The following is an 11865-nucleotide window of genomic DNA, read 5'->3' on the forward strand; positions in this document are numbered from 1 at the left end:
TTTTTAGAAATACGAGAACTCAATGTATATCATTTTAGGTTACTTGTGGCAGTACATTACCAATCCTAGGGCTATTATTGCCTTATCATTGTTTGTTGCTCTGGTATCATCTTACTCTGTTTTACCACGACACATTTTCTGGGCACTGGCAGCCAGCTACATGCTGGGACTTATTTGCTATGGTATTTACTGGCTGGTACAGCGCAGACGTCATACGGTGCAAGGGGAAGAACTTGCTAATGCAATTCAGCAGGATACAAAAGCCGAGTATGGCCAGCAAAAAAATAAAGAAGAACTTCAACTGATTAACCAGCAGATGAAAGATTCTATCCAGTTAATTCGCAAGTCAAAGCTGGGAGATAAAAAAGGTAATGCCGCACTTTATGAATTACCTTGGTATATGGTTATTGGTAATCCGGCAGCAGGCAAGAGTTCAGCAATTTACAATTCGGGGTTAAAGTTTCCATTTGAGGAGACGCACCAGAAAATGATTTCAGCAGGTTTAAGCGGCACACGAAACTGTGACTGGTTCTTCTCTACTGAAGGCGTTTTACTGGATACTGCTGGACGTTATTCTGTCTATGCAGAAGATCATTCTGAATGGCTGGGTTTTCTTAATATTCTCAAAAAGAATCGCTCTAAGGCACCAGTAAATGGGCTCATTGTTATTGTCAGTATTGCTGAATTGATTGGTCAGAGCCCAGAAAATTCACTTAAACTGGCAAAAAACTTGCGCGCCCGAATTCAGGATTTAACCGAGCGTTTGGAAGTAGTGGTGCCAGTATATCTGGTCTTTTCAAAAATGGATCTGATTGCAGGTTTCACTGAGTTTTTTGATTGTTATGAAGCACAAGAATATAACCAGGCTTGGGGTGCAACTCTGCCGTATGAACAGAATTCATCACAAAATGCGGTTGAGCTTTTCGAATACCATTACAATTTACTTTATGATGGATTAAAGGGGGTCAGTACGACGCATCTGAGTCGTCGTCATTCACAGAATATTTCACCAAGTGTAATGACATTCCCGCTCGAGTTTAAAACTTTAAAACCGGCATTAAAAAGCTTTATCAGCACATTGTTTGAAGATAATCCTTATCAGTTTCAGCCCGTATTCCGGGGGTTTTATTTCACCAGTGCCTTGCAAGAAGGTATAATTGAAAGTCCAATGACAAAGCAGATTGCACAGGAATTTCATCTTTCTCAAATTCCTCAAGCTGAACCTGGTGATCATAACATTGCTCCACAGAATCATGGATATTTTCTGAAGGGACTATTTTCTAACATTATTTTAAAAGATAAAAATCTGGTAAAACAGCATATTAATCCAGGCAGAAAACGTCAGCGCTATCTGGCATTTATAGGAGCTCTGCTTGGTGTATCTATTATTCTCGGTTTATGGGTATGGTCATATCGTAACAACCAGCAGCTGATTGCAGATGTGCAGGCTGATTTAGATAAAGTGGTACATTTAGAAAAGGCTTCTGGCCAGCAGCTTCCTACGCAGCTTGAGGCTCTACTCATCTTGCAGGAGCGTTTACAGCAGCTCGATGAGTTTGATGAACATCGCCCTTTAAAGTTCCGCTTTGGCCTGTATCAGGGAAACCAACTCCGTGAGACTTTAAAGGCTGAGTATTTAAAAGGTATTCGTCAGATTGTGTTGCAGCCCACCCAGCAAAATATTGCGCAATATTTGCAGCGGGTTAAAAATAATGAAGAAACACTTAAAGCTAATCATATCAATGTTGAAGTCAAGCAGGTGGCTAAGACTGGGCAATATCTGGAACCTTTAGATACCAATCCACAAGATGCTTATAATGCTTTGAAAGCTTATCTGATGATGAGCAACCCGCAATATATGGATGCAGGGCATTTAAGTGATCAGGTTACGCGTTTCTGGCGGTCATGGGTGGATGCTAACCGTGGTCAAATGTCTCGGGGAGATATGATCCAGCAGGCTGAACAGGTACTCTCTTATGCTATGACATTAACTGGTGATCAGCAGTTTCCGGTACTTGATGCAGATACTCAGCTAGTAGATCAGACCCGTCAGGTCTTATTGTCTGTCATTCGCGGTATGCCTGCACGTGACCGTGTCTATAATGAAATCAAGATGCGTGCGGCTGTACGCTTTCCTGCCTTAACAGCGGGTCAGATTGTTGGCGAAAATAATAAAGGTGCTGTGCTCGGCAGTTATGCTCTTCCAGGCGTTTTTACCCAAAAGGCATGGGATGAATATGTTAGTAGTGCAATTGATGAAGCAGCCAATAAACCGACAGATAGTAAAGACTGGGTACTCAACAGCCGTCAGTCAGATGACCTGACTTTCTCTGGCAGTCCAGAGCAGATCCGTAAGCAGCTAGTTGCTCTCTACAAGCAGGAATATATTGCAGAGTGGAGAAAATTCCTGAATGGTATTTATTATGCAAAAGCTCCCCAGTTCAGTCAGCAGTCTAAAAATATTGACATACTGGGTGAACCACAGAACTCACCAATTCGTATTCTATTTGAGCGTATTGCTATTGAAACAAATTGGGATAACCCGGTAGTACAGGCTGAACTGGCTGTGCCACAAAAAGGTTTTATTGCCTGGTTTAAACGTAAAGTGCTAAACCGCAGTGATGCGCAAATGTCACAACAGGTATCAAATAAAGCTCAAGGACCAATCTCACAGGAATATCAGATGTTCTATCAACTGGTACGTAAACGTGACGATCAGCAGAATAAATCCTTGCTTGATGAATACATGCAGAATCTTGCCCAGGTGCGAAGTAAATTTAATGACCTGAAGAATGCTGGTGAAATTGGTCCGAGTGCTATGGCACTGGTTAAACAGACTATCAGTGATCAGAACTCAGTTTTTAATACTGCACAAAAGCATATTGATGAGAGAATGCTGGTAGGACTGAACGATATTGATCAGCAGATGATACAGAAACTTTTAGTGAGTCCTTTGACCCAGTCTTTTGCTAGCTTAATTACACCTGCACAAGAAGAGCTTAATAAGCTTTGGATAATTCAGGCATATCAGCCATTTCAAGCGAACTTAAGCCAAAAATATCCATTTAATTCCTCTGTCTCATTACAAGCTACCAGTAATGAAATCGGGCAAATTTTTGGGGATACCGGTAGTATTGCCCGTTTTGTAAAAGAAATATTAGACCCCTTGGTCATTCGCCGTGGTTATACTTTAACGTCCAAGACCTGGAAAGATTTGGGTATTAGCCTGAATCCACAATTTGTCATGAACTTCCAGCGTTATGTTGCTCCAATCAATGGTATGGCAACAGGTACACTTGACCAGCCGACTGCTACGCCCGCAGCGAACCAGTCGAATTTCCAGTTCTATCCGTTACAGAATCCACAGCTTCTGTCCTATACCATCGATATTGATGGTCAACGTATGCTCTATGAAAATGGAATTCAGCAGTGGGTAAACTTTGTCTGGCCGAACCGTAGTGCAATTCCTGGAGCGCGTATTACTGCTGTAGACCTGCAAGGGCAAACCCATACAATTTTTGATGAGCCAGGTGAATATGGCATTAACCGCCTGATCGATTCTGCTCAGCGTAAGGAGCAAAATGGCAGCTTTGAAATGGTATGGCGCAGTAAAACCGATCCATCGGTATTTGTAAAAGTGAATTTCCGCCTGATTAGTGGAAGCAGTTCAGGAGGAATCGGTTCAAGTCGTGGATACTCAGGTTTGCAGCTGGTCGATAAAGTCACAACTGACAAGGCAGTACGAGTTGTTTCTGCACAGCCTGCACCGGCAGTATCTGCTGTCGTACCGCGGACAGGAGGTACTTCCTGATGCAAGAGAATAAGGATATTCAAGGGGCGAAACAATGCAGTATTTAAAAAGTACGCCTTTATATTATGGAAAAACTCCTGCACGCGGCGACTTCCTGAAATCAAAGGGGCAGTATGCACTGATACAGGTTATTGATCAGTGGATTACAGAAGCTCTGGAACAGGCCATGCATAATACTGGTTTTAAGCAGCACTATGCAGCTTTACCATCTTTAGATTTTTTTATCGCTAACCCTCACGAAAAAATGTTTTTGGTGGCTAATCTCATCACCAGTGAAGATAGCTCGGGCCGGCCTTTTCCTATGGTATTAAGTCACTTACTGGAAGTTGAACAACCCTATCAGAATCTACTCCTAGCACCTTATTGTTATAAACCGGTTTTAGTTGACCTATTCCAGAGAAACAGGGTACTAAGAACAATTCATAATAGCGATATCATGCTGAATAAATTGGCAAATCTCCCTGACCAGATTCAGTCATTTACCATAGCTGAAGCACAGGCATTTTATGAAAATCATACGATGCATACATTTGCTCAGTTAATGAAAATTAGTGTATATGAACTGGTACAAAGTATGATTGGTTTAGGTCTGTTATTACAGCCCATTTTGAAAAATGGAACCAGTCGATTAAATAAGATACTGATTCTTCCAATTAATAGCCATATATATTGTTATGAAGTGGCGACCCTATGGGTAAGTATGATCGGGCATTTTTTAAAAAAAGCCCAAACTGAAGTTCTCATTGGTATTTTGCATCAAGAAAAGCCAGTCCTATTATTTGGCTTTCAAGGTGCTGACATATTGGCCCTCAGTGATATTTTTGTTAACAATATGCAGAGTGAACACTGGGTATCATTAGTTCAGGCCCAATGGATTGATCCATATCTGGAGCAGAATGCTGGTTTAGCTACTCTAGAACAGGCTTTATGCCAGCGGCAATTAAGTTTAAATCAAGGCTTAAAACTCTTTCGCCAAACTTTTTTAGATGAATAAATATGCGATCTTATAAAAAATTAAAATATGCTGTAGTCTGTGTTATTGGCTTGGGAGGAGGTTCGCTAGTCTGGGCAGAACCTGTAGTTGTAGAGGGAGTGGTACCAAATGAAGCCAGTAAACAGGCGATTCTGATGAGAATGCAGTCTGTATATGGTGCAAACCAAGTGATTGACAAAATTCAGGTGCGGCCTGTAGCAGCCCCAAATGGCTGGAGTGATTCTGTGGCTCGTGTAATTACGCCAGAACTTAAAAAAGTCAGACAGGGACAGCTGCGCGTACGAGGTACACAAATCGAGCTTAATGGTAAGGTTAGTCATCTAAATGATATTCAACCTACTACTGCAAATTTTCAAATGCTTATACAGCAACCATATCGCTTTAATGCCCAATTATCTGTAAATCAGGCCGAGCAGAAAATTATTGATGATGCTTTAAAAAACCGGATTGTTGAATTTGAATCAGGCAGTGCGGTGTTGACAGCGGCTGGACGTCAGATTCTGGAAGAAATGGCAGTAGCCTTACATAAGGTAGGCGGAAAAAAAGTTAAAATCATTGGTCATACAGACAGTTCGGGAGATGGCAATAAAAACTTTTTACTAAGCCAGGAACGTGCGATGGCTGTATGCAATTATCTTATTGCTAAAAATATTAAAGCAGAAAATCTGAGTACGGAAGGTATGGGTTCAAGCAAACCGGTTGCTGATAATACAACTGCAGAGGGCCGCAAGAAAAATCGTCGTATTGAGTTTGAGGTACTTTAGTACCTCTTAAAAAATAAAGGAAAACTAAAATGGCAACTCCTTATATTGTAGTTGGTTGTCCGACCACTGGTGGTGGAAAAGTTATCAGCGGAAATAATACTTTTCTGGTGGAAGGTATTCCAGTAGCGTGTGTAGGAGATAAAGCAACTTGTCCAAAACATAAAACCGTTACTACAATTATATCAGGTGACTCGCACATGCAAGTCATGGGCAAAGCTGTAGCACGTGCAAATGATGCATTAGCATGCGGATGTAAACTATTGCCAAAACAGAATAGCGTAATAGGAGAAAATTAAAGTGCTACAAATTAAACCTAAAACTGCCTAAAGAGTAAAAGAATAAAAATAAATAACTGTGGCAAGATTCACATAATAAGCCCAGAAAATTACAATTAGATCAAACTGGACCGTGTCTTTATCGTTAATAATCATCCTAAGTCTAGGAAAGACTCAAAGTCGGCCCGTTATAAGCGGCGGGTGACAAAGTAATAGCGTTCTTACTAATAAAAAAGAGATAAGGAGCCTGCTATGTTACACCTACAATTAAATACTCAGTCTCTGTATGAAAAATTAAACACGGTAACCCAGCTTTTTGAAAATTTTAGTGGAGCTGCACAACCCACTTTATACTATAACCCTACAGGACAGGCCAAGAGATGGGCCGAGCAGATTGCTCTCCTGAATCAGCCCTATATACCTACACCTTGGCTATTTAATACTCATCTACAGCTCTTCTACTTTGATATGATCCGCAAAAAAACTACCCAACTAGAATATGATCATGAAGAACTTCTTACCATGCAAGATGGAGGTACAACCGCGCTTTACTGGTCGGGTTATGATTTACCGGATGATGTACCTACGGTTTTTGTACTGCACACTATAATGGGAACGCCACAAAGTATGCGAGAACTGGTACGTGATCTGCGTTTGATGACAGGATGGAGGGTAGTACTATGTTTACGGCGAGGACATGCTGACTTAAAATTGACTACTCCACGTTTAAGTATTGTCGGCTCTACCGATGACTTGCGTGAGCAAATATCTGTTGTGCGGGAACGTTTTAAAACGTCCTCACTTTATTGTGTTGGCGTGTCGGCAGGAACAGGTCTGCTGGTCCGGTATTTAGGAGAAATGGGCAAGAAATCTGCCTTTAAAGCTGCCTTCGCCTATTGTCCCGGTTATAACTTAAATGAAGTATTTAAAGTTGCACATAAAGCTTACAGTCAATATATGACGCATCAGCTTATTAAAACATTTGTTTTAGCTCATCAGGATCAAACCTCTCAGCTTTCAACTTATCAGGCGCTAATATCCGCCAGAGATTTGCATGAATTTCAACTTGCGGTTTATGAGCTGGCAGGGTTTGAAAGCTATGAAGTTTATGAGAAAGCAGCAAACCCAATTTATGTTTTTGATCAGGTAACCAGCCCACTGATGATGCTCAATTCAGGAGATGATCCGGTCTGCCGCCTGGAAAATGCTCAAGCCTATCTGGATAAAATTTGCGAAAAAGATAATATCATGCTGGTCACTACACCAAAAGGAAGTCACTGTGCCTATTATGAAGGCTGGAAAGCCAGCTCTTGGGCTCATCGCTTAATCGCAGATTTCTTTACACAATTTGGTGATACACAAGACAGACTATCTGGTCAGCAAACTGTACAGGCAGCTTGATGAAAGAAATAATATTAAAAACTCTCCTGCATATAAGGCTCTAGCTAAGCAGCTTATGCAGGAGAGTTTTTCTATCTAAAACTGAACTTTTAAGTTGATTCTAAATTTGTCTGGTGACTTGCTGTAGATATGCCAGAATCTGATCTTTGTGCTGCTGGAAAGTATCCATTCCAATATTCTCGGTTTCACCATTAAAGGTGATATAAGTGGTTTCACCATCACGGTGGAAGGAATAAGGCATACCTTGGGTAATCAGATAATAATCTTCGTTATCTTCACTAATTTCAGCTTTAGCTGTCATATCCAGGTGATCAGGTTGATGACCAATAAATTCTTTAAATTTTTCATATACATTTCTCATGGCTGACCTCTTCTATATCTAGGATGAGTCATTTCTACTGCTTGAATAACCATTTTGATAACTGGTTAATCAAGAGTCATTATGAAATATTAAGCATCAGGTGCAGTATTCTAATTACTATAGGTTTAGGTCTAATCTAGCATCAAAGCATTTTAAAGAAATTGCCAAGTTGTCTAAAAACGTGAAAGTTGATAGCAGTTTTGTAAGAGAATACATCTGGTATCTATAGCTATGTTCTTTAAACAAAAAACCACCCGAAGGTGGTTTTTTTAACTGATAGTAATTATTCAAGGAATTTGACAGTAACGCCAGAGCGTACTTTTTTACCTAAATCATTAGCGTCCCAGTTGGTCAAACGAATACAGCCGTGTGAAGCTGTTTTAGAAATGAGTGATGGATTCGGGGTGCCATGAATACCAAAGGACTTTTTGCTCAAGCCAATCCAGATATTACCTACAGGACCGTTCGGACCAGGCGGCAATGATAAAGGCTTTTTGTTATTACCCTGAACGAAGTTGCTTGGTGAATAGCTATACCATGGATTCGGTGCTACACCTGTAACTTTATAGGTACCTGCTGGAGAAGGAGTATCCGTACTACCAATAGTTGCCGGGAAAGAAGCAATCATCTGATTACGGCTATTAAACAGATACAACTGTTTTGCACCTTTGTGGGCAACGATTAAGTGAATATCTTCAGGCAAGTCATTACGTACATTTGCTACAATAATTTTCTCACCAGCTTTTTTAAAAGTCGCTTTCGGATTAAGTTTCTTTAAGAAATCTTCATCCATGTGAAACTTTTCGCCCAGCATTTCAGAAACACGTACATAATATAAACCTTTCATTTTCGCCTGTAGCGCGTAGTCTGAAGGTATTGAGCTGGCGTATGGCCCTTTTAGGTCATCTTCCGTAATTGTATATTCAATAAAAGCTGGTTTACCGGCAGTTTTAGCAACTAATGCATCCCAGGTTTCTTTGGTTAAAACACCTGTAGGTTTTAAACCATTCATTTGCTGAAAAGAGGCAATTGCTTTTAATGTATTTTTACCACTCATACCATCGATTGCACCAGGTGAAGCATGTGCATTATTTAACATGACATGGGCACGGGCATAGACTGGAAATTGGCCCTTGCCAATTGCATCATACCACTCGGCATTATTCAGTCCTTCCAAAGTCCACGAAGCAGTTTTAGCGGCTTGATTTACGTTAGCCGGAGTATTGGTGGTCTTGCTTGCAGCAGAAGGAGCGGTACCAACATCCGCCTTTTTATCTTCAGTACGGGCCAGATTTTGCAAGGTGGTTGAAGCGCGGTCCAGATCACGCTCTTCTTGAGCAGTAATGCGGGAATCAGTCGTTGCAGTTTCTGTTTTATTCGCTGGTGTATCTTCACCGACTTCTAGAGGGTCGATTGGATCTTCGACCGTATTTGTTGCGACAACTTTAGGATTGAGCGGCTGTTCAGCAGTTGGAGCAGCCAGGGCTGTACCAGTAATAATACAGCTTAAACTCATAGCGAGTAATGAGCGAACAAACATGGAAATCAACCTTAAGAATTATTCATATGCTGGGTGTAAATTTAGTTAAGTATTGCAGAAAAATTACGGAGATGCAGTATTTGTTTTGTGTAATTCATACTTTTAAAACTGTTTTTAAGTGATTTTATGAAACTGTATAAACATGGCAAGAAGTTATTCAAAATGCGGTCTTTTTGCTATGATGGCAACAAGACCAAGACCATGTTAGGAAAGTAAATGACGACCCTGAAAAATGATCGTTTTCTCCGTGCCCTGTTACGTGAGCCTGTAGATTCTACGCCAGTATGGATGATGCGTCAGGCAGGTCGCTATTTACCTGAATATCGTGAGACCCGGGCCAAGGCTGGTGATTTTCTGTCTTTATGTAAAAATACCGAGTTTGCCTGTGAGGTAACTCTACAGCCTTTACGCCGTTATGAACTTGACGCAGCGATTTTATTTTCCGATATTTTAACTGTTCCTGATGCTCTGGGACTAGGTCTGTATTTTGAGGCAGGTGAAGGGCCAAAATTTAAAAAGACAGTACGTACAGAACAGGATGTGGCAAATCTGCCCGCATTTAATGCCAAATCGGATTTAGACTATGTCATGAACGCAGTCAGTACTATCCGTTCTGCTCTAGGCGGCCAAGTGCCTTTAATCGGTTTTTCGGGAAGCCCATGGACGCTGGCAACTTATATGGTAGAGGGCGGCTCAAGTAAGGATTTTCGTTTTACCAAACAGATGATGTATGCGCAGCCAGAGGTATTACATGCTTTGCTGGATCGTCTGGCAGTAGCAGTCACTGAATATCTAAATGCCCAGATCGACGCCGGGGCACAGGCGGTTCAAATTTTCGATAGCTGGGGCGGGGCTTTAGCACATCGTGAATATCTTGAATTCTCGCTAAATTATATGCAGAAAATTATCACTGGCTTGCAACGTGAAAAAGATGGCCGACGTGTTCCGGTGATCTTGTTTACCAAAGGCGGCGGACAATGGCTTGAACAGATGGTTGCGACTGGCGCAGATGCATTTGGACTGGACTGGACCACGCCACTTCATGTAGCACGTCAGACTGTAAATGGCCGGGCTGCGCTACAGGGAAATCTTGATCCGGCGACTCTATATGGTTCAGCAACTACAATTGAGAAAGCCACCAAAGCTATGCTGGATGATGCCTATCTGAATGGTGAAAAAACTGGTTATATTGCAAATCTTGGACATGGAATTACCCAGTGGGTAGACCCAGCACATCCGAAAGTATTTATTGATACTGTACACGAGTACAGTACTAAATATCTGGGATAATATGTACGGATGATTCTGCTTCTTAAAAACATACTTGAATTTCTTTATAAGGCAGCTTCGGCTGCCTTATTTGGAGTTTTATTGCTATTGGCTTTTATGTTGACGGCAAATATGGGGAGTGAGGCTTTCTATAGTTTGTTCCGATATGACTATCTGCTGTTATATGCCCTGATCATTCAATTTTGTCTGCTGTATTTAAAGCTTGAATCTTGGGCAGAAGCTAAAGTAATAGCCTTGTTTCATGTCATGGCAATGCTGATGGAAATTTTTCTTACCCATCCTGCGATTGCTTCTTGGCAGTATCCACAGCCAGCTGTTTTTAAAATATTGACTGTTCCACTGTTTGCCGGGTTTATGTATTCTGCCGTAGGCAGCTTCTTTGCAAGATCGTTACGATTATATCAAGTCGTCTTTACACATCTGCCAGGCTTTTTACCTATGCTGGTTTTGGCTCTCTTGTCTTATATTAATTTTATGAGCAAATTTTTCATTCCAGATATTCGTTATCTTCTGTTTTTCTGGAGTATAGCCTTATTCTGGAAAACCCGGGTGTATTTCCAGTTGAGCTATAGCCGTTTTGAACTACCGATGTTGCCAGTTCTTCTGATTTTGGCTTTTATTATCTGGATTGCCGAAAATATCAGTACATTTTATAAAATCTGGTTATATCCGAGCCAAGTCGATGCATGGCATATGGTAGGGTGGGGCAAGCTGGGTTCTTGGTATTTACTGCTACTGTTGAGTTTGGTACTGGTATTAAAAATACTGGGCAACAGGGATCGTCAAGGCCGATGGCAATTAAAAAAAACAGCAGATAAATGAATTGTTATCTTTCTGTTTAACAGTGCATTTTTTTAATTGCGAAGCGCTTCACTTCCGGATAATCTCACTACTGTGTAATAAAATTTACACATGTATAGCGATAACAACACTGCATGAGAATAACTGGAGAATAAGTATGTTAAAAAAACTGATGTTGGCTGCTGTATTAGCGGCAGGGTCAAGTGTAGCAATGGCTGACAATGATGTTGGTTGTGGTGTAGGTAGTCAGGTTTGGCAAGGTCAGAGTGGGATTATTCCTAAACTGTTCGCTGGTACCACAAACGTGATTTTTACCAACCAATGGCTCGGGATTACTTTCGGTACATTAGGTTGTAGCCAAGGCGGTACAGTAACTGCTCAGGTCGTGACTTTTACTAATGAAAATGCCGAGACGCTAGCTCGTGATATATCTGTAGGCCAAGGTGAAAGTCTAAATGTGCTGGCTGAACTAATGAACATTAAACAGGAAGATAAAGCACGTTTCTTTGCGGTATCTAAACAGAATTTCTCTGAAATTTATTCGGCTGATAACCAGAATACTTTACAGGTACTGGCTTCCCTTCAAACCGTAATGGCAAAAGATGAAGTTCTTAAAGCTTATGTCTAA

At 41.0% G+C, this 11865-nt stretch carries 10 protein-coding genes; 8 read left to right on the forward strand and 2 right to left on the reverse strand.

The window, feature by feature from the left end; translation table 11 throughout:
* The first annotated feature begins 22 nt into the window (after window positions 1–22).
* The 5 genes from tssM (at window position 23) to J502_RS03060 (ending at window position 7245) form a co-directional block, all read left to right on the forward strand.
* Entirely contained in the window at window positions 23–3811 is a 3789-nt protein-coding gene (tssM, locus tag J502_RS03040; protein ID WP_005015161.1) for a type VI secretion system membrane subunit TssM, read from the forward strand.
* Window positions 3812–3845: 34 nt separating this feature from the next.
* Entirely contained in the window at window positions 3846–4805 is a 960-nt protein-coding gene (gene tagF / locus J502_RS03045; RefSeq protein ID WP_034683091.1) for a type VI secretion system-associated protein TagF, read from the forward strand.
* Between the two features lie 2 nt (window positions 4806–4807).
* Window positions 4808–5569 carry an OmpA family protein gene (locus tag J502_RS03050; RefSeq protein WP_005015159.1) on the forward strand — a complete coding sequence of 254 codons (762 nt, stop codon included), beginning with the start codon at window positions 4808–4810 and terminating at the stop codon, window positions 5567–5569.
* 29 nt (window positions 5570–5598) lie between these two features.
* Window positions 5599–5865 carry a PAAR domain-containing protein gene (locus J502_RS03055; RefSeq protein WP_005015158.1) on the forward strand — a complete coding sequence of 89 codons (267 nt, stop codon included), beginning with the start codon at window positions 5599–5601 and terminating at the stop codon, window positions 5863–5865.
* Window positions 5866–6096: 231 nt separating this feature from the next.
* Window positions 6097–7245 (forward strand): YheT family hydrolase, encoded by a 1149-nt coding sequence (locus tag J502_RS03060; RefSeq protein WP_005025200.1) that lies wholly within the window; start codon window positions 6097–6099, stop codon window positions 7243–7245.
* A gap of 100 nt (window positions 7246–7345) precedes the next feature.
* Here J502_RS03060 and J502_RS03065 read toward each other — a convergent pair whose 3' ends face one another.
* Complete coding sequence (locus J502_RS03065) at window positions 7346–7606, reverse strand: hypothetical protein (RefSeq protein WP_005025201.1); 261 nt, start codon at window positions 7604–7606, stop codon at window positions 7346–7348.
* Between the two features lie 283 nt (window positions 7607–7889).
* Window positions 7890–9146, reverse strand: a complete 1257-nt coding sequence (locus J502_RS03070) for a L,D-transpeptidase family protein (protein ID WP_034683094.1) — start codon at window positions 9144–9146, stop codon at window positions 7890–7892.
* 216 nt (window positions 9147–9362) lie between these two features.
* On the opposite strand from J502_RS03070, the gene hemE reads away from it, so the two are divergent.
* The 3 genes from hemE (at window position 9363) to J502_RS03085 (ending at window position 11865) form a co-directional block, all read left to right on the forward strand.
* The gene (gene hemE / locus J502_RS03075) at window positions 9363–10436 is read left to right on the forward strand and encodes a uroporphyrinogen decarboxylase (RefSeq protein WP_034683097.1); all 1074 of its coding nucleotides are present in this window, start codon (window positions 9363–9365) and stop codon (window positions 10434–10436) included.
* A 9-nt stretch (window positions 10437–10445) separates the two neighbouring features.
* Entirely contained in the window at window positions 10446–11258 is an 813-nt protein-coding gene (locus J502_RS03080; protein ID WP_034683099.1) for a DUF817 family protein, read from the forward strand.
* A 136-nt stretch (window positions 11259–11394) separates the two neighbouring features.
* Window positions 11395–11865: a DUF3015 family protein gene (locus J502_RS03085; RefSeq protein WP_034683101.1), complete on the forward strand. Its 471-nt coding sequence runs from the start codon at window positions 11395–11397 to the stop codon at window positions 11863–11865.

Source organism: Acinetobacter sp. 1294596, assembly GCF_000582925.1.
Lineage (GTDB): Bacteria > Pseudomonadota > Gammaproteobacteria > Pseudomonadales > Moraxellaceae > Acinetobacter > Acinetobacter radioresistens.

What these genes read in the sequence shown, in the direction of transcription:
- J502_RS03065 (WP_005025201.1), bottom strand. Translation starts at nt 7,606, where the DNA reads ATGAGAAATGTATATGAAAAATTTAAAGAATTTATTGGTCATCAACCT.
- J502_RS03085 (WP_034683101.1), top strand. Translation starts at nt 11,395, where the DNA reads ATGTTAAAAAAACTGATGTTGGCTGCTGTATTAGCGGCAGGGTCAAGT.
- J502_RS03055 (WP_005015158.1), top strand. Translation starts at nt 5,599, where the DNA reads ATGGCAACTCCTTATATTGTAGTTGGTTGTCCGACCACTGGTGGTGGA.
- tssM (WP_005015161.1), top strand. Translation starts at nt 23, where the DNA reads ATGTATATCATTTTAGGTTACTTGTGGCAGTACATTACCAATCCTAGG.
- tagF (WP_034683091.1), top strand. Translation starts at nt 3,846, where the DNA reads ATGCAGTATTTAAAAAGTACGCCTTTATATTATGGAAAAACTCCTGCA.
- J502_RS03050 (WP_005015159.1), top strand. Translation starts at nt 4,808, where the DNA reads ATGCGATCTTATAAAAAATTAAAATATGCTGTAGTCTGTGTTATTGGC.
- J502_RS03080 (WP_034683099.1), top strand. Translation starts at nt 10,446, where the DNA reads ATGATTCTGCTTCTTAAAAACATACTTGAATTTCTTTATAAGGCAGCT.
- J502_RS03060 (WP_005025200.1), top strand. Translation starts at nt 6,097, where the DNA reads ATGTTACACCTACAATTAAATACTCAGTCTCTGTATGAAAAATTAAAC.
- J502_RS03070 (WP_034683094.1), bottom strand. Translation starts at nt 9,146, where the DNA reads ATGTTTGTTCGCTCATTACTCGCTATGAGTTTAAGCTGTATTATTACT.
- hemE (WP_034683097.1), top strand. Translation starts at nt 9,363, where the DNA reads ATGACGACCCTGAAAAATGATCGTTTTCTCCGTGCCCTGTTACGTGAG.